Source organism: Paenisporosarcina macmurdoensis, assembly GCF_042658845.1.
Taxonomy (GTDB): domain Bacteria; phylum Bacillota; class Bacilli; order Bacillales_A; family Planococcaceae; genus Paenisporosarcina; species Paenisporosarcina macmurdoensis.
In genome coordinates, this window is sequence record NZ_JBHSRI010000018.1 from 451,550 (window position 1) to 471,351 (window position 19,802).

The window sequence follows — 19,802 nt, forward strand, 5'->3', positions numbered from 1 at the left end:
ATTAAGCAAACTTTATCGTAATGTCGAAATAACATGTATTTTAGACAAGGAAAATTCATTTTATAAGCGGGAACATCAAGGAAAAAGTTGAACCTTTGTCTTTTTCACTTTTCACAAAAATAGACCCTCCTGCATTGTCCATAAGCATTTTAACAATACTCAACCCTAATCCACTACCACCCAAGTTTCTAGAGCGAGCTGGATCGACTCGATAAAAACGATCGAATATTTTCGATATGTCATTTGGCGCAATGCCAATCCCTTGATCTTGTATATGAACGATGACCTCATCAGGCTTATATTCATATGCAATAGATACGTGCGCTGGCTCCTTGCTGTAGCGAATTGCATTTGTGAGGATGTTGCGAATAATTTGTTGATAGACATTTGATGAGATAAGAATTTCTATTTCTTCTTGCACAGGAAGATTATGTTTAATATATACGGTCGGGTGTACTTGCATTATTTCTTTTATTACGTCTATTGTATGTTTCACAATATAAGTAGGAGGACGTTCTTTCAATTGTTCTCCACGAGCTAATTCAAGCATTTCGTCAATTAATGTTTTCATTTGTTTTACTTCACGTAACGATATTTCCAATGATTCTTGTAAAATGACAGGATCATCTTTCCCCCATCTGTTTAATAAGGCCAGATGCCCTTCTACCACTTGGATGGGTGTACGGAGTTCATGTGAAGCATCAGCCATAAATTGTTGTTGTTTTTCAAAAGATGACTTTAACTTTGCCATCATACTTTCGTAAACGACTATAAGTTCCCCAATTTCATCCTTTGCATGATAGGAAATTGCTAAATCCTTTTCAAATCCATGAGCAGCAACATCATCCATGGATATTTTCAAATCTTGAAGAGGTCTTAATAAATAGGTCGCTAACATGTAACCAATCCATCCCGATAACAACAAAGCACAGACGCTAAAAAGCAACATGGTAGTTATGATATAAGTCATAATTGATTGGAAACCTTTTAATGGGTGTTCCAGTTGAACATACCCCACAAATTTTCCCAACTGTATATTTCCGATTGCTGAAATCGACGAAGATTTGTCCGTATTTAGTGCATAACCCTTCCTTGGCAAGTCAATGTCATCAAATAAAGGGAAAGTCGATGTATCATTTATTTGTAGCAACTCAATACCATCTGCGTTTAACAATCGAACAGTTTGGTCTTTATCTACTATAGAAGTCATCAATCCTTTATTTGACTGAATATCTTGAACGGTTAAAAATGGACCTTGAGATTCGAAAAAGCTAGTTAAATCACGCATGGTGCGATTTACTTCTTGCTCTTCTTGCTGATACAACCAGCCTTTTAGAGCGATAAATAAAATAATACTCATCGTTGCAAAGCTTAAGAAGATGACTGCCCCTGAACCTATAGCCCATCTCTTCTTCAACGATTGTGATGCAATAGACTGTTTCCATCGATTCAATGTAGTCATTCTCGCATCACATACCCGACTCCTCTTACCGTTTCTATGTAATTTGCTGCTTCTAATGGTAACTTCGAGCGCAAATGACGAATATAGACATCTACCACATTCGTTTCGATATCAGCTAAATAGCCCCATACATTCTCTAAAATTAAGTCTCGTGTAGTCACTCGATTTTTTTGTTGTATTAAGTAGACCAGCAAATCATATTCTGTTTTGGTTAGGTCTAAACTTTTTTTGTTCACTTCGACAAGGCGTGCATCCATGTCGACTGTAATGTCTTTAAATTCTAGCAGAGAAGTAGCTTCATTTACGTTGCTTGTTCTTCTCAAAACGGATCTTATTCTAGCGAGCAACTCCTCAATCGCAAAGGGTTTTACGATGTAATCATCAGCCCCTGCATCAAGTCCTGCTACCCGGTCCATTACAGCATCTCTAGCTGTGATTAATAATATAGGGAGTCGCGAGAACGAACGAATTCTACGGCATACTTCTATTCCATTTAACTCTGGCAACATTACGTCTAACAACACGACATCAAAATCATGTGATTTAGCAGCCTCTAACCCTTCTCTCCCAGATATATGATGAACTACTTCAAAGCCTTCATGACGCAATTCCAGTTCGATAAACCGAGCAATGTTTTTTTCATCCTCCACAAGTAATATGCGATTCCCCATTCTTTCACCTTCTTCCATATTTCAAGAAAAACCGCTCCAATGACAGGAACGGCTTTCAATAAATCAATCTAAATAAATAAGATGTTGATTTTTCCCCATGCGTTTCACTTGATACAGCGCAATGTCTGCTTTTTCCATTAACTCGTCAATCGTGCTTCCGTGATCAGGATAAAAAGATATACCAATCGAAGTAGTTGGAGTGAAAATGTTTTCTTTAATGTACCATCCTTTTAGCAAGGTCGTTTGGATGTTCTTTATGATTAGGTTTATTTCTTCATTTCTCAATTGTGGCTCATTAGACAAATGTGTAAGTAAAATGACAAATTCATCACCGCCAACACGTGAAACTAAATCATCTGGACGAACACTAGCCAAAAGTGCATGCCCAAACATGCGAATGAATTCATCGCCTACATCATGACCAAATGAATCATTAACTGATTTAAAATCGTCACCATCCAGAAAAAGAATACCTATTGTCGAACGATTTGCCTCAGCATTTGAAACAAATTGAGGGAACTCTTTTAATAAATAACTACGATTGGGTAGATTCGTAAGGCTATCGTGATATGCCATAAAGCTAAGATGTTGTTCTAATTTTTTGCGTTCCGTGATCTCTCTTGAAACGATGACATGTTGTAATTCCCCAGGACGTTCTCGGTCTTTTACGGCCATAATAGACGTTTCAGTCCAAAGCTTCTCTTCATTTTTCCGACAATATTGTAGTTCCAATCGTATTTCTTCTTGTTCATTGACGCGTTTAGAAATATCGCTTTCCCATAAATCTCGATACTCTTTAACTAGCAAGTCACTAAACTGTTTATTTCCTATTTCCTCATTTGAAAAACCTAATATTCTTGCATGCGATGGTGAGGTATATAGAATAGAACCATGTTCATCTGTAATCGCGATTAAGTCGTTAGTATTTTCGGTGATTAAATTAAATGTTCGTTCAATAGATTGTAAATCAATCATGACATTCTTTTTTTCAGTAATATCAAATTGAATGATAAGAACGTTCTCAATGTCCTGTAATTCATTGTATAGCGGAATAATCGTTGTATCCCCCCAGTAAAATGTACCATTGCTCGCTCGATTTTTAAGCTCACCACGCCATATTTTATCTTTCATGACGTCTCTCCACATACGCTTTATATTAAAATCATTGTAACGGTCCACTTGTAATGAGCTAATATGTTGACCCATCATTTCATGATTCAGAAAACCAGTAATTTCTTCAAATAAATCGTTCGCATATACGATGACGCCTCTAGGATCTGTCATTAAAACCATAGCAGCTTTACTAATGGCACGTTTATAACTTTCCAAAATGTGTCTAGTGTTTCGAAGACTTTCTTTAAGCTCGACTTCATCTGTAACTTCTTGTAGCAAAATATACATAGCAACGGTCTCTCCATTTTTCTTTATAGGAGAGTAACTGACTAGGAATGTACCATCGTCACCTGTCGATTTAATTCTTTTTACGAGAACAGAAGATTTACCAGTGCCTTGTAAATTCGATTCAAAATGATGTTCCACTAGATTACGCTCTTTCAAAGGGACAATTGGTAAGTTTAAATAGTGTTTTCCACGCCACTCTTTCAAATTGTAGCCAAAAATCTCTTCAAATTTGGGATTCATATCGAATATCTTCCCATCCCTTGTCACGACGATCGTTGGATCTACGGTCATGTTTAGTAACGATTGCATGAATAAATATTTTTCTTCTATTTCCTTTTGATTAGACACTTCTTTCGTAATGGCCAGTATATATATACCTTGTTCCGTTCGTATTGGTTTTACAGTGGTTTCATTTACTAATTCAACATCAGAAAACAAAAAGAAATCTTGGAAGGTCACCACTTTATTTTCTCTAATTGCCTTTGTATAATTTTCATTAATTTCTTTTGCATGTGTAACAGATACCATATCATGCAGACTGGAGTGAAGTGGATCCTCTTTAAAGATGAGTCTTGCACTTTGGTTGATATAGACATACTCAAATGAGTGTTCTTTTTGAATTAAAAAGAACACTAAATCTGGCGTATCTTCATATAGTAAATCAAATTGCGCTTGAGTGAAGAAATGTTCCATCTATATTCAACTCCTACAAATTCTCGTTGCGAGACCATCCATCTTTTATTTTCAGTTGTGAATGGTGTTCAAGTTCTTTGTATTCTTTTATCTCATGTTCATGAAGAATAATAGAATTACATAAAAATTCACCATCATCAGATAATTCTCCTGAATATGTGGCGAAAAATGTTGCATTACCAATTAAGGAAAGATGAACATGCTCACCGTTTTGTTCAATGACGCACTTTACAAAACCGCCTGGATTATACACCGTTACATCTCCGAATGGCACGAGATTTATGGTTGCAGATACCAACGCTGAAGCCGTCATTGCAGTACCACATGCATTTGTAAAACCTACTCCGCGTTCGAAGGTTCTGACGAAAATACTTGACTCATCTACAGGATGAACAAAACTGACATTAACACCGTCAGGAAAATATTCATTTTCTATATTAAAAGACGTAGCAAGCTGTTCTTGAAACTGTGATTCTTCAATATACTGAATAGGAACTATTCCGATTAAATGAGGATTTGGTACTGACACTGCAGTAAAGCGGATATCAGATGCAAATTCAGGTATTACTGAATTCATAACCCTTTTGTTATCATCATACATCATTGGGAGGGATGATAGTTCAAAAGATACTGGTGAAATTTCAACTGAATATGTATCTATGCTTTTAAAGATCGGGTCTACTTGTTGCACAGACAAGACAGCTTTCATCGTTTCAATCGTAGCTTTAGTTTGCTTTAATTTTGTTAAGACAAATCGAGCAACACATCTTAACCCATTTCCACACATGGACGCTTCTGACCCATCAGCATTATAGACACGCATTTTCGCATCTGCTTTAGTGGATTGTGAAATGATTAATAATCCATCTGCTCCGTTGTCATTAGAAGGGTCGCACATTTTTTGTGCAGTTAATGGCCAATCGTAAGGAATGTTGGGCATTTCTTCATGCAGATAAAACGTATTGCCAGAACCGTGAACTTTATGAAAAATGATGGTCATGATAGTCCTCCTAAATACTTTATCTTTTCATGATAAATCTTATCGAAAACGGTTACAACTATTCATTCAAAAAGGCGTATTATATTTGTAACAAAACTTACACAAATTTCACGATTTTTTTGTTTGCATTTCGAAAAAAAATTAGTATAGTAAATATGCAAACAATTTTATTAAACGATTTATTCACCATAAATCGTGAGGGAAGGCAAATGGTGCGCCACCAGCATTGTGACTGGTTCTAGTGGGTTCGATTCCCACCCCGGAATTTTTTATGCACCACAAAATGAAAAATTTCGAGGGGCTAGAGCCAGACTTCTGTCTATATCTCTGCCCCGTTACGGAGGCGTTAATATTGATAAAAAGACGAGAATTACAAGAATGCGGTCATTTATTCGAGTACTTATCTCACCCATCTGTCTTCCCTTTCGTCCGTCAAAAAGCAACTTCAGCTGAAGAATTCTTGTTTATGACGAAACAATTAATGGAAGAAGAAGAACGCGGAGAAGTTATTTCACGAACGATCACTGATGATTATGGGATGCCAATTGGCACGATAAATTTATATGATATCCAAGATCAGGCTGGTTTTCTAGGCACTTGGATTGGCCAACCATTTCAAGGGAAGGGCTTTAATCTAAAAGCTAAAAACCTGTTCTTAGAAGAACTATTTTATCAACATCAGATCAATACAGTGTTTCTGCGTATTAAAAAACATAATGAAAAGTCTATCCGTGCAACAGAGAAGTTAGCTTATACCATGAACGCAAAAGATTCACATCCTACTTTATTTGAAGAAATCAATTCTGGCGAACATCAATATGAGTTATACCAAATACCTAAAGACTTATTCTACTTGTCAACAGCTGCTTCTCGATTTACAGAAGAGGAAGAGCAAGCAATGTAATGAAGAACAGTCTATAGTGCCTCTTTCTCGACTACAACAGAAGAATCAAGCTGGAATGAGGAGTTATTGGGGCTGACTAATATGCCCCTAAAATAAAACAGGTGGAGAAAAACGAATCGTTTTTCTCCACCTGTTTTATTTTTTCACTTAATACCTTCATTCTACAATAAATGATTGTAGTTAAAGGCGGCGAATAATCGCTGCGCTAGCTTCGAAACATGAAAGTTCATTACAACGGAAATCAATTTGTTTATCAGAAGATATTAATATGAAGAAGGCTGTTCGCAAAAGTCAGGTACAATGACTTTTGGAACAGCCATTTTTTTATTTTGCAAAAGAAGTAATGAGTTTCACCATTTCATCTGGTGTTTTGGGAAGTTCTGAGCTCTCCATTAAAAGGCGCATATGTTCTGCTCGATTAGCTACATCTTTTAATGCATTCAAAAACGAGGTAGGATTAACAGCTTCTTCTTCAAGAACAGATGCCCACCCTTGTTTTTCAAAAATTTGGGCATTTAATAATTGATCACCACGACTTTGTATTTTAGACAATGGAATTAGAAGCATCGGTTTGCGTAAAGCTAAGAACTCGAATATTGAATTTGAACCAGCTCTAGAAACAATTACATTTGCCGCATGTAGTAAATCGGGTAATTCAGTCGTGACATATTCGAATTGTTTATAACCAGAAACGGCATATAAAGCCTCATCAGCTTTACCTTTCCCACACAAGTGAATGACGTCATAGGATTCAAGAAGCTTTGGAAGATTGCTTCGAATAGCCTCATTTACTATGGCTGAACCTTGGCTACCTCCCATGATCAGAAGGACTGGTTTCAATCCACTAAAACCACAAATGCGATAACCTACTTCTTTCTTACCTTCAAATAACTCTGAACGAATGATTGAACCCGAACAACTGGATTTCTCAGAAGGTAAGTGTTTCAATGTTTCTGGAAAGACACTAAATATATGTTTTGCAAAAGGCATCGCTAGTTTATTTGCTAGCCCTGGTGTCACGTCGGATTCATGAACTACAACCGGAACACTAGATAACTTTCCAGCCATAACAACAGGAACCGAAACGAATCCTCCTTTTGAAAAAATAACAGCTGGTTTTACTTTTCTAATAATTAAAAGGGATTCAAGAAATCCTTTGCCCACTCTCAGTGGATCTGTAAAGTTTTTAACAGAAGCGTAACGTCTTAACTTACCACTTGAAATGGCATGATACTTAATATGAGGAAAAGCATCTCGAATTAATTCCAATTCAATACCATCTTTTGATCCGATATAATGAATTTCAAATGACTCTTTTTCTAAAGTTGGGATAATTGCTTGGTTAAGTGACACGTGACCTGCAGTTCCCCCGCCTGTTAACACAATTGTTTTTTTCTTCATTTGTAAATCTCCTATCTTCAACGCATTCATTTCGTGTAAAATTCGATGTCATTTACTTGATAATTATTATTTAAACTTATCCTTTACATAATATACACTATTTACTGACTTAACATGAACGTCATCTGCAAAATCAAAGGATTTGTTGAGTTATTTAAGTAATGAAAATTCCGATAAATTACACATTCTATTTGTCTGTGTCTATTGTGCTATACTGAGGGAAATTTGTAGAAATTAGGGTGATTCCAAATGCATGAAACAACACATCTTAAAGAGAAATGGTCGCTCATGCTAAAAATTGTTTTTCCAATTTTAGTGACACAAGTTGCCTTATATTTAGTTTCATTTTTCGATATTTTAATGTCTAGTCGCTATGGTAGTGAGGACTTAGCTGGAGTTGCGGTAGGTTCATCCTTATGGGTGCCTATATACACTGGATTAGCAGGTATACTTCTTGCTATCACACCAATAGTTGCTCAATTAGTAGGTGCCAAAAAAAAGGATGAAGTTAAAACGGTCGTTCAACAAGGATTATTTTTATCTTTGGCACTATCTACTTTGATTATCTTCCTCCTATTCATCGCTATTGATCCAATTCTACAAATGATGACATTAGAACCACGAGTTGAAAGCATTGCTAGATCTTATGTATTTGCAATGATTATCGGTATAATTCCTTTATTCGCATACACTGTCTTACGATCTTATATGGACGCACTCGGAAAAACGCGAATCACAATGATTATCACATTACTGTCGGCTCCCATTAATATTATTTTTAACTATTTGCTTATTTTCGGGAATTTCGGTTTCCCAGAATTAGGTGGTGCTGGAGCTGGTTATGCTTCAGCAATTACCTATTGGTTGATTTTTTTAATTGCTGTTGGTGTTGCTCATAAGCTCCAACCATTTCGGCAATATGAACTTTTTAAGAATTGGACAAGTGTTCAGTTTTCAAAATGGCGGGATATTAGCTTTATAGGTGTTCCCATCGGATTATCTATATTTGCTGAAACGAGTATTTTTTCTGCCGTTACACTTATGATGAGCACGTACAGTACAGCTGTCATTTCCGCTCATCAAATCGCTTTAAATTTCACTTCGTTACTGTACATGATTCCTTTAAGCATTTCGATTGGCGCAACTGTTTTAGTAGGATATGAAGTTGGCGCTAAGCGCTATAAAGATGCTCGAACATATAGCTGGCTAAGTGTTGGAGCAGCCGTTATTATCAGCTTCTTCTCTGCATGTATTTTGTTCTTTTTCAGAGAACAAATTGCCTCTATATATACAACAGACGAAACGGTTATTCAGTTAACGATTCAGTTCTTCGTATTTGCTGCACTATTCCAGTTGTCAGATGCTATACAAGCACCTGTACAAGGATCATTACGTGGCTATAAAGATGTCAATGTTACATTTATCATGGCGATTATATCGTACTGGGTCATAGGTTTACCTATTGGGTACCTGCTATCTAAGTATACTGATTTTGGACCTTTTGGTTACTGGATTGGTTTAATTGTAGGGTTAACTGCTGGTGCAATTACTTTATCAGCACGTCTAATTCGAATACAACGCAAAAAACGTGAGCCGGTCCTTTAAGGATTGGCTCATGTTTTTATTCCATCCATTATTAATGTAAAATACCTGTTCGTTCAACAATTACCTTAATACTCGGTTCAAGCTTCAATGTACTATAGGTTTCTTTCCATTTACCTTTTTCCCAAACTTCCGGATGAAAAGCACGCACTCTTCGACCAAGTCCTAAAGGATCACTTTTTGATTCTTGGAGTACTTCTAGTAGTTTTTGTGCATCTTCTTCTATTTTTTTAGATAAAAATTGCTCAATATCATTTCTCGTTTCTTTGTCATTCAAATGATCGCGTGAAAATTCTTGTACGTCAACTCTCAATGTATAAGATAACTTGATACTATTTGAATTCTCGATTTCACTATAGTCCCATTTCTTCTTAATACCTCTTATAACGGTTGTTATCGGTGTTCCTTCAAAAGTATACGTAAAACTGGCATTCCTTCCTATTGTATCTCTTAATACAGATAACGTAATGGCTTGTTGATTGTTAATATAATCTCCTGTATAAGACTTTCCATTGAATAAAGCAATGCCTTTTATATCCGCTGACTTTTCATCCTCAGAAATTTTGAAATAAGGCAGTACGATATCTTTGCCTTCGTCAAACAACATCGTGCAAATGATTTGAAGGTCTGTTTTCGGATAAATAGAAACCCTTTCAAGACCTTCAATATAATCATGGAAGTACGTTCCGGCATCTTCTTGTAATTCATTCCCAACTTCTAAATAAGGTTTAGTACTCCCTTCCGTTATACCGATATACGTACTTAATTGATTGCGGGCATTGCGGTAATACACATCCAAATATTCATATATATCGGTTTTTACCGTTTCATCGGAAAAGAGAATGACGATTAATTTTGACACATCCATTGATTGACTTGTTTTTAAATTGGCATCCTCCAGTGCTTCCCGTATGGAAACACCCTTTCCCTCTATAACATGTGTTGTTGCCGTCTCATCTTTGATTATTGGGACTGTAAAATAAGAGGTTATTTCGCCTATTTCCCCATCATGTCCAACGATTGGAACGACAGAAATGTCTTTATATTGTCTTTCATCCCAACATCCACTTAACAGGGCGACACATATAAGAAAACTAAACTTTTTCAACATTTTTGGACCTCCATTTGTTATACACGATAACGAAGAATGGAATGATTAATGCAAACAGTAAGTGACCATAAATAAGCATATCTTGGGCAACTTGATGATAATCTTTAGCAATAATAATGAGCGGCAGGATAAACAATAATAAATGAAGAATAACCTTTTTACTATTTAGTTTCTTAGGCGTATTTTTCTCCATAAATAATGTCACAGTAAAAGCTAAGTAAATCACGGTAATAATACTCCATGCCATCCAAATAAAAATGAAAAACAAGTCAAGTCGTTCAATAAAAGTGACTTCCTGAGATTTCAATAAATACAAAAGAGGTTCAGGAATGATTTTTAGTTCATCAATCGAGAAAAATAATAAAGATAATAAGATAGTTATCAAATAAAACGTACTTAACACTAATTGATAAATCAATATAAATCTAAACTTAATTTTCTCTGATTTCACAACAAATCCTCGATAAAACAAATAAATTTCTGCTCCAATAAAAGCATGTAGTGATTCTTTAGTTCCGCCGAACCATTCTTCTTTTGATATATTCCCCATAGGAAATAAATTTGTCCATACTAATTCAGGTACAGCCAACATTAAAAAAATAAAAATTAACGGGATCAATGGAATTAACAAAACCCCAAGATTAATAACGGATTCAGGTCTACTCATATTGGCATAAAAAGATAGAGCTACTACTGTACCGATGATGACATAAGCTGGTGTCAACGGGAAAGCCCAAACAGAGAGTGATTTTTGAATATATGCAAGAAATGAAACAATTAACAAAATCCAGTATGCTGAATACATCCATTGCAAAAATTTTGGTAACTTGAAATGACAATGAAATTTCTCATATAGAAATAATTGGAATAGTTGCATCACACAAATAACAGCAAATACTATCCATGCATCTCTTCCTGCCTCATTGATTATTGGCTCTTGAAAGGAAATAAACACTGATCCAGTTTGAATAATAAAGAACAAGAGAAATAATTGGTTTTTTGAAATGGAAAATTTCATAGCTTGTCCTCTTTGGAACGATCCTCATTCTTTTTAGGTGTAAATGAAGTAGCTTGGAGATGCGGCTTCGGGAAAGGACGTCGGAAAAAAATATCTTTAAAGACAGAAGGTTTAAAAGGTACCACTGGGTAAAAGTAAGGTTGTGTAAGCGATCGTAAATTAGTTAAATGAATGAATAGAATAAGGGTCCCAATTACGATTCCAAAAAAACCAAACAAAGATGCAGCAATCATAAATGGATATCGCAATAATCGAATGGACATATTCATTTCGTTAGATGGGACTACAAAGCTAGAAATAGCGGTCAAAGCTACTACAATAACCATTAAATTCGAGACAAGTCCTGCACTAACAATCGCGTCCCCAATGACTAACCCTCCAACTATTCCAATTGTTTGACCGACTGGACTAGGTAATCGAATACTCGCTTCTCGAATAAGTTCGATTGTAATCTCTAAAATCATAGCTTCAATAAATGGACGGTAAGGAATTTCATTTACTGATGTTTTAACCGTTTTGCTAAGTTCCAAAGGCAGCACTTCAAAGTGGAAGCTAACAATGGCAATATAAAATGCGGGTAAAAAGATGGCCGTCAGAAAACTGAATATCCGTAAAAGTCGAAAGAAAGAACCAACAAGAACTCTGCCGTTATAATCATCAGGTGATTGATAAAACGAAAAAAATGTAACTGGACCAAGTAATGCCGTTGGTGACTGATCAACTAATATGACTACCTTTCCTTCCATAAGGTTGGTAGCCACTTTATCTGGCCGTTCAGTAGTCATTAATTGTGGAAAAGGAGACCAGATATTGTCTTCTAATTCATCTTGAATCTGTCCAGTACTGAACAAAAAATCAGTTTCGAGCTTTCTAAGTCTGTTGTGAATTTCATCCAATGTAACTTGATTCACTTTTGATTCAATATACATATAACACATCGGTGTTTTTGAAAAACTGCTGACAACTACTTTTCGAACAACTAAATTTGGAATGAGTAATCTCTTCCGAACTAACGCTATGTTTACATCCATACTTTCAACAAAACCATCATGTGGTCCTTGAACGACAATTTCGTTTCCGGGTTCCATTGGAGCGCGATGAGGAACGTTTGGCAAAGTTATACGTAAAAGCAAATTGGCTTTCACTAGAATAATGGTGGATTCTCCAGCACAAACATATTCCACTAGTTTTGAAGGGTGAAATGTTTCAAGTGAGGAAGTAGGCGTTTCTCCCCAATTTGGTAATTTTTCTTGAAGTCTATTTTGTATCATATTTAATTGTTCGCTAATTACCGAGTTATCCATTAGAACTGAAAAATGACAAAGAATGGCCTCATCATCTGGCCAATCAATTTCTCTAACAACTAAATCTGAAGAATCATGAAATAATTCTTTGATGTATTCGGAAAGTTTACTGAAAGATTCCATGATGTCACCCCATTTTTTACTTTAGTTTAGGGATAATGCTCATGATTTAAACCTTTTTAAGACAAATTAAGCAATTGGAATTCTCCTATGATGAGTTACTTTGGAAAGCAAGGCAAACGAGGGACCGGCGCGTGGAACAGACATAGTTCCTCCAAGTTAAAAGGAGAGGGTTGAAAAAACTTTTAATAATAGAAAAGAACCGTTTTACGAAAAAATCCGAAAACGGTTCTTTTTCTATTTTATCGTCTACTTAAGAGATCTTTATAGATTTCAAGATATTGTTGACATGATGAAGTCCAACTAAAATCAAGCTCCATCGCATGCTTTACTAAAGTCCCCCAGATATCTGGTTGGGAGCGATAAAGACCAACAGCCCGCTCAATCGTATAGAGCATTTCATAAGCATTATAATTAGCAAAGCTGAAACCATTTCCTTCCCCTGTAAATTCGTTATAAGGACTAACCGTATCCTTCAGTCCACCTGTTTCACGGACGAGGGGTAATGTTCCATAACGAAGCGCAATAAGCTGCCCAATGCCACACGGTTCAAATTGAGAAGGCATCAAGAAGAGATCAGAGCCAGCATAAATTTTTTGAGCCAATGCTTCATCAAAGTATAGGTTGACTGACACATTGTCAGGATAGCAATCAGCAAAATATCTAAATGACTCTTCATACTGAGAATCGCCTGTTCCTAGTAAAATGAACTGAACTTTTAACCCAATTATTTCATGGAAGACATGGCGAATCAAATCTATCCCTTTTTGATCAACCAATCTGGTTACCATTGAAATGATTGGAATATTAGCGTCCACTGGAAGTACAAGCGTTTCCTGAAGGTCTTTTTTATTTATAGCCTTCCCCTTCTGATCATCGTATGGTAAGTGAATCAATTCATCACGTTTAGGATCATTTGACTCATTGTCAATTCCATTGACGATACCACGAAGTTTTGAACCTTTTTTTCGCAAAAACCCATCAAGCCCTTCCCCATAATAGGGGGTCTGTATTTCTGAAGCATATGTAGCACTCACGGTAGTCACACAATCTGCAAAGGCTAGTCCTCCTTTGAGATAACTAACATTTCCATAAAACTCTAATGCGTCCATGTGGAAATATAAATCACTTAAATTCAGTAAATCAGAAAGCACAGACTTAGGATAGACACCTTGATAGCGCAAATTATGAATCGTAAACACTGTTTTAATTCCTTCATAAAGCGGGTGATTGTTATAATGAGCTTTCAATAAAACTGGAATGAGACCTGTTTGCCAATCATGGCAATGAATAATATCGGGACTTTCTTCTACATATGGCAACGCCTCAAGAACAGCACGTGAGAAGAAAGCGAACCGTTCCCCATCATCCTCAAAGCCATAGCTACCATGTCTTTTAAAGTAATATTCATTATCAAGGAAGTAAATGTTGATTCCTTGATAATGAAGTTTCTCTATTCCACAAAACTGATTTCTCCAACCTACTGGAACTTCAATGCTTTTTATCCATTCCATTTGTTCTTGAAAGTGCGATGGTAGATCTCCATATTTCGGGAGTATCACACTGACGTTAACTCCCTCTTCATGTAAAGAGTGAGGCAAGGCGCCAATAACATCGCCAAGTCCCCCGGTCTTAATAAATGGGACGCACTCTGAGGCTGCAAATAAAATATTCATGCTCGTGTCCCTCCAGTTTAAACTACTTCTTCTTTTTTGATTACAGTCGGCTTGTTCCGTGCTTTAATGATTTGATCTTTTGTAATGATGACTTGTTTATCAGTAATAATATTTTCAATATGGGCACCTTCTTCAATATCACCCTTTTGCATGATGATACTGTTTCTAACAACTGCACCTTTTCTAACTTTTACACCGCGGAAAATAATACTATTTTCTACGGTGCCTTCAATAATACAGCCGTTGGCAATTAAGGAATTAGACACCTTAGAGGAAATCGTATATTCGGCTGGTGCTTCATGTTTAATTTTCGTAAATACTTCCCATGAATCATAAAAATAAGTGCGAAGAATTTCCGGGTTAAGAAATTCCATGCTACTAGCATGATATGTTTCTAGAGAATGTATAAACGGCATATGACACGTGAAATGATAGCCTTGTACATTAAGATTTTTCAGGTTCGCTTTCACAACATCTTTCAAAAAATCATATTCTTCATACTCTATACAATTCTTAATTAAATCGATGAGCAGTTGTTTTTTAATCACATATGTTTCTAAACATATATGGTCACCTTTTGCTGGTGATGTATAAAGGTTTATATCTTGGACTGTTCCATTTGAGTCAAGTGAACATTGATGATAAAGCGGTCTGTTCACCGGCTTCCCATCATAATCTTTATACAGAACTGTAATATCTGCTTCCTTACTGTTGTGTTCTTTAATCACTTCGTTAAAGTCGATTTTACAAATATGATGACCAGGAGCAATGATTACGGTGTCCGCAGTTGCCCGTTGGAAAAATTCTAAATGATCATAGAATTGCTGGATATCTCCTTTAATTTTTTCATCAGGATGAATGGAAGGCAGAATGAATAGTCCTTGTGAACGGTGATCAAGATCCCATTCCTTCCCCGAGCCAAGGTGATCCATTAGCGATCGATATTTATCTTTAGTAAAAATGGCCACTTTACTGACGGAGACATTCATAAAGTTCGACATAGTGAAATCAATCATCCGATAGCGTCCGCCAAATGGTACGGAAGCTAAACAACGGTGATGAGTCAATTCTTTGAGTATAGGTCGTTCATTTACAAGATTAATTACACCTAATACATTTCTCATTTAAGATACCTCCTATTATAACGATTGCTGCAAAGCACTTTCCGAAGAAATTAGCTGATTTTCACCAATTAAGGTAAGCCCTTGTTGAGAGTCTCTGATTACAGCCCCATCTTCGATAATTGTACCGCTACCGATAATCGCTTTTTCGATTATGACATTATTTCCGATTTTTACGTTTGGCATAATGACGGAATCCTTGATTGTACTGCCGCTTCCCACTTGTACATTATATGAAAGAACAGAATGCTCGACCTTCCCAAATACCAAACAGCCTTCATTGACTAGAGACTGTGTTACATTAGCTTCTTTGGAGATATATTGTGGGGGGTGATTGGCATTCCCTGCGTATATTTGCCAGTTAGGGTCACCCAGCTCGAAAACAGATGGTTCTTGTAATAGGTCCATATGGGCTTCCCACAAGCTTTCAATCGTTCCGACATCTTTCCAGTAGTCTGTAAATCGATACGCTTGTAAATTCGCTCCATCATCCAGCATCTTCGGAATAATGTCCTTACCAAAGTCATTGGACGAACTACTATCCTGCTCGTCTTCCGTTAAATATTTTTTAAGATGTTTCCAGTTAAAGAGGTAGACTCCCATAGAAGCTAGATTGCTTTTTGGGTGTTTTGGTTTTTCGTCAAATTCAATAATTTGATCGGTTTCGTTGGTATTCATGATACCAAAGCGATTTGCCTCTTCCCATGGCACCTCAATGACAGCAATTGTGGCATGGGCGCCTTTTTCAATATGATCTTCAAGCATTTTATTATAATCCATTTTGTAAATATGATCTCCTGAAATCACAAGGACATATTCAGGGTCATTATGATCGATAAAATGGAAATTCTGATACACTGCATTAGCTGTTCCTTTGTACCATTCACCGCCATCTTTCCCTTGATAAGGTGGCAGCATCGAAACCCCACCGTTATTGCGATCAAGATCCCACGGGCGTCCATTACCAATATATGAGTTCAAAATATGCGGACGATATTGAGTAAGTACACCGACTGTATCAATACCTGAATGTGTACAGTTGCTTAATGTGAAATCGATAATTCGATATTTACCTCCAAATGGAACTGCGGGTTTAGCTAAGTCACTTGTCAATTCTCTTAGCCTTGACCCTTGACCGCCTGCTAATAACATGGCCACCCATTTTTTAGATTTCATTTGTATTGACTCCCTTCAGTCTTGCTTTTGTCTGTTTCATGAATATCGAAATGCCTAGAGGCGGAACCGTAATTTTCATGCTGCAAGGTTGGTTATGATACGGCAACTTGCTTGATTGAATTGGATTGCTATTTACCTGATTCGATCCGCCAAATGATGCTGTATCGCTAGTAAATGCTTCAAAGTATGTCCCAAATGAAGGAACACCAATTTGATAGTTATGGTAAACATCTGCTGAGAAATTACAAACAATAAGACAATAATCCCCTTTGCGTTTGCCTTTTCTCATAAATGTAATCACACTTTGATTCGAATTGTCATCGATCCATTCAAAGCCAGCTTCGTCATGATCGAGACGCCATAGTGAATTAGTTTCTTGATAAAATCTACTTAATTGTTTGTAGTAGTGAAAGAAATTGCTGTGCGAGTCAAAATCTAAAAGCATCCAGTCTAATTCATCTTTGAATTTCCATTCGTCAAACTGCCCAAATTCACTGCCCATAAATAACAGTTTCTTCCCTGGATGAACGAATAAATAGCCTAACAGCAAACGTAAATTCGCAAACTTCTGCCAGTAAGTACCTGGCATTTTATTGACTAATGAGCGTTTTCCATGGACGATTTCATCGTGCGAAAATGGCAGTACGTAATTTTCCGAGAATGCGTAACAAAATGAAAACGTCAATAACTGATGGTGCTTTGGACGTTCATTTACATCCAGCTTCATATATTTTAGGACGTCATTTGCCCAGCCCATATTCCATTTATAATTAAAGCCAAGTCCGCCTTGACTCGTAGGACTCGTAACTAGGGGCCAATCAGTTGCTTCTTCGGCCATCATGAGAGCATTCGGATACTTTTTGAAAATGGTTTCGTTTAACTTCTTCAGGAATTGAACAGCTTCGACATTTTCTTCTCCACCATACTGATTTTTTAATTTAACTGGGAGCGGGTTATCATGATTTAAATAAACAATTGACGATACTGCATCGACTCGGAAACCATCCACATGATAGACATCCATCCAAAACATGGCGTTAGAAATTAGGAAGCTAACCACTTCAGGCTTACTGTAATCAAAACTGTATGTCCCCCAGATAGGTCGCTCGGCGCGTAAGGGATCTGCCGATTCGTAAAGAGGTGTCCCATCGAATCGACCAAGACCTTGGATATCCTTACAAAAATGAGCAGGAACCCAGTCAAGGATTACACCAAGACCTTTTTGATGGCATCGGTCAATGAAATACATTAATTGCTCAGGTGTACCGTATCGGCTGGTTGCAGAAAAGAAGCCAGTAATCTGATAGCCCCATGAACCATCAAACGGATGCTCCATTACCGGCATTAACTCAATATGTGTAAAGTTGTTATCTACTGCATAATCGACTAATTCATCAGCAAGTTCTTGATACGTATAGAATTGACCATCTTTCTTTTGTTTCCAAGAAGCTAAGTGAACTTCATAAATCATCATTGGCTTTTGGTAAGGATCCGTCTTTGCTCGTTGTGCCATCCATTTTTGATCTTGCCATTCATAGTTATTTAACTCATAGATGACAGATGCAGTATCAGGACGTAGCTCTGTATAAAAAGCATAAGGATCTGCCTTTAATTCTTTGTGCCCATCTGGTCCAGTAACCTCATATTTATAATTAGCTCCCTCGGACAGTTCAGGTACAAATAATATCCAAATTCCAGAATGCTCTATACGTTCCATTTGGTTTTGATAGCCATTCCAATTATTGAAATTACCTACTACGGATACTTGTTTTGCATGAGGTGCCCAAACAGCAAAGCGAACTCCTTGAAAATCAGTTTCTGATAAGACATGAGCTCCCAGTAATTTATAGCTTTCAAACAGTGTTCCTTCATGGAAAAGATATATATCAAAGTCACTTGGATATAGGTGATTTGGCAACTTTAGCAATTTTTCCAATTTAGCACCTCCTCCATTCTATGTTTGTAGTTGTTTTTTTATCATTTCTTATTCTAGATTATTCGTCGTAAGTTACTAAACTCCTCTAAAACAAGCATATTTTTGTTAAGATTATGAAATTATGATTCAAAATAGACAAATTTGTATACGATTTAGGTGAATATTCGCTCAGTTGAAAGATTTGAGTGCCAAGTTGGAAAAATTGAGGTCCAAGTTGGAATACGAACTTAATTGAATTGTCTTTAAGACTTCACGCTTTTTTGTCGTCGTCTCTGGACGCATCTCTGCTGCAACTTTGTTTAGAGAAAAAAAAGAGATCAAGTGACAGTGTCACTCGCCCTCCTCTCTTAATGAAAAGTTTTGGTAATATCACCTCGAAACTTTGTACGAGGTAAAAAAACTGCTGTTTATGTGGGAACTCCTCGACAATAGGAAAACGTGATGCGAAAGAAGAAAGGCAGAAAAGGTAAGATTAATTACCTTCGCGTTTTAAGCACTTATATTATTTTGCCTAATAAGTTGACTAGTTTACTACTTTTCCATGGGTATTCACTATTATAATTTCATAAGAGTCAATACGGGATACTGAATTTAGTTCTTTAGAATGCAAGATTTCATTTACTGTCTCTTCAATTTCTATTGCTAACTTATGTGCATCTTTATCTAAAGCTTTAAATGATGTTTGAATGGTAATGGATTTTTGATAATGAAACCCTATATCTCCAATTACGCCATAACCTTTAAGACCTTCCATTAAAGTCTTTCCTAAATGGAGAAGTTCTTTTTGCTCTTTTTTAAATTCTTCGGGCATCTTAAATAAATCCCATCTCTCTAAAACAATTGAATAATCTTTTATTGTGGAGGTTTTGATTACACTTTTTGCAATGGACTCGATTTCCTTTTTCACAGAATTAAAATACTCTTCATCTCCCACAACTTGTATTAGCAATTCTTTCTTTGAAGTCGTTTTTACATCAACCACCACGTATTTCTCATTAAGCTTTTCTTTCACCATCTCCAATGTAGGTATATGTAGTTCTTCTACTTTAACTAAAGGTTCTTGTTCCTCTTTATTTGCAACTGCAGAAGGCTTATTTAACAGGCTAAATGAAGCTATTCCCACTATAAGTAATCCTGCAATAATCAATATCCTTTTTAACACATAATCCCTCCTGTTAAGAAGATATGCCCTATATCCCCAAAAAA

Annotated in this window: 15 protein-coding genes; 2 read left to right on the top strand and 13 right to left on the bottom strand. The window is 36.4% G+C overall.

Annotation, left to right across the window (positions count from 1 at the left end):
- Positions 1-55: 55 nt before the first annotated feature.
- The 4 genes from ACFPYN_RS12055 to dapF all read right to left on the bottom strand — a co-directional run bounded on the left by ACFPYN_RS12055 (position 56) and on the right by dapF (position 5,227).
- A complete protein-coding gene (locus tag ACFPYN_RS12055) occupies positions 56-1,462 on the bottom strand; it encodes a HAMP domain-containing sensor histidine kinase (protein WP_377734474.1) in 1,407 nt (468 codons plus the stop codon).
- On the bottom strand, positions 1,459-2,133 hold the full coding sequence (locus tag ACFPYN_RS12060) for a response regulator transcription factor (protein ID WP_377734475.1): 675 nt from the start codon (positions 2,131-2,133) through the stop codon (positions 1,459-1,461). Before ACFPYN_RS12060 ends, ACFPYN_RS12055 begins: the two co-directional genes overlap by 4 nt.
- 63 nt (positions 2,134-2,196) lie before the next feature.
- On the bottom strand, positions 2,197-4,227 hold the full coding sequence (locus tag ACFPYN_RS12065; RefSeq protein ID WP_377734476.1) for a PAS domain S-box protein: 2,031 nt from the start codon (positions 4,225-4,227) through the stop codon (positions 2,197-2,199).
- 13 nt (positions 4,228-4,240) lie between these two features.
- Positions 4,241-5,227, bottom strand: a complete 987-nt coding sequence (gene dapF, locus ACFPYN_RS12070; RefSeq protein WP_377734478.1) for a diaminopimelate epimerase — start codon at positions 5,225-5,227, stop codon at positions 4,241-4,243.
- A 352-nt stretch (positions 5,228-5,579) separates the two neighbouring features.
- Here dapF and ACFPYN_RS12075 point away from each other — a divergent pair, with 352 nt between their 5' ends.
- Positions 5,580-6,131, top strand: coding sequence for a GNAT family N-acetyltransferase (locus ACFPYN_RS12075; protein WP_377734480.1), 552 nt, complete (start codon positions 5,580-5,582; stop codon positions 6,129-6,131).
- Positions 6,132-6,455: 324 nt separating this feature from the next.
- Here ACFPYN_RS12075 and ACFPYN_RS12080 read toward each other — a convergent pair whose 3' ends face one another.
- Entirely contained in the window at positions 6,456-7,532 is a 1,077-nt protein-coding gene (locus ACFPYN_RS12080; RefSeq protein ID WP_377734481.1) for an undecaprenyldiphospho-muramoylpentapeptide beta-N-acetylglucosaminyltransferase, read from the bottom strand.
- A gap of 249 nt (positions 7,533-7,781) precedes the next feature.
- On the opposite strand from ACFPYN_RS12080, the gene ACFPYN_RS12085 reads away from it, so the two are divergent.
- Positions 7,782-9,137 carry an MATE family efflux transporter gene (locus tag ACFPYN_RS12085; protein WP_377734482.1) on the top strand — a complete coding sequence of 452 codons (1,356 nt, stop codon included), beginning with the start codon at positions 7,782-7,784 and terminating at the stop codon, positions 9,135-9,137.
- Positions 9,138-9,168: 31 nt separating this feature from the next.
- On the opposite strand, the gene ACFPYN_RS12090 is transcribed toward ACFPYN_RS12085, so the two are convergent.
- From ACFPYN_RS12090 to ACFPYN_RS12125, 8 genes are all read right to left on the bottom strand, one after another.
- On the bottom strand, positions 9,169-10,245 hold the full coding sequence (locus tag ACFPYN_RS12090; RefSeq protein ID WP_377734484.1) for a Ger(x)C family spore germination protein: 1,077 nt from the start codon (positions 10,243-10,245) through the stop codon (positions 9,169-9,171).
- Complete coding sequence (locus ACFPYN_RS12095; protein WP_377734486.1) at positions 10,229-11,263, bottom strand: GerAB/ArcD/ProY family transporter; 1,035 nt, start codon at positions 11,261-11,263, stop codon at positions 10,229-10,231. Before ACFPYN_RS12095 ends, ACFPYN_RS12090 begins: the two co-directional genes overlap by 17 nt.
- Positions 11,260-12,690 (bottom strand): spore germination protein, encoded by a 1,431-nt coding sequence (locus ACFPYN_RS12100; RefSeq protein ID WP_377734487.1) that lies wholly within the window; start codon positions 12,688-12,690, stop codon positions 11,260-11,262. The genes ACFPYN_RS12095 and ACFPYN_RS12100 overlap by 4 nt, the downstream gene beginning before the upstream one ends.
- A gap of 239 nt (positions 12,691-12,929) precedes the next feature.
- On the bottom strand, positions 12,930-14,363 hold the full coding sequence (gene glgA, locus ACFPYN_RS12105; RefSeq protein ID WP_377734488.1) for a glycogen synthase GlgA: 1,434 nt from the start codon (positions 14,361-14,363) through the stop codon (positions 12,930-12,932).
- 17 nt (positions 14,364-14,380) lie between these two features.
- Positions 14,381-15,487: a glucose-1-phosphate adenylyltransferase subunit GlgD gene (glgD, locus tag ACFPYN_RS12110; protein WP_377734490.1), complete on the bottom strand. Its 1,107-nt coding sequence runs from the start codon at positions 15,485-15,487 to the stop codon at positions 14,381-14,383.
- Between the two features lie 15 nt (positions 15,488-15,502).
- Entirely contained in the window at positions 15,503-16,660 is a 1,158-nt protein-coding gene (locus tag ACFPYN_RS12115) for a glucose-1-phosphate adenylyltransferase (protein ID WP_377734492.1), read from the bottom strand.
- Positions 16,650-18,596 carry a 1,4-alpha-glucan branching protein GlgB gene (gene glgB / locus ACFPYN_RS12120; RefSeq protein WP_377734493.1) on the bottom strand — a complete coding sequence of 649 codons (1,947 nt, stop codon included), beginning with the start codon at positions 18,594-18,596 and terminating at the stop codon, positions 16,650-16,652. Before glgB ends, ACFPYN_RS12115 begins: the two co-directional genes overlap by 11 nt.
- Positions 18,597-19,119: 523 nt before the next feature.
- On the bottom strand, positions 19,120-19,758 hold the full coding sequence (locus tag ACFPYN_RS12125) for a hypothetical protein (protein ID WP_377734494.1): 639 nt from the start codon (positions 19,756-19,758) through the stop codon (positions 19,120-19,122).
- Between the last annotated feature and the right edge of the window lie 44 nt (positions 19,759-19,802).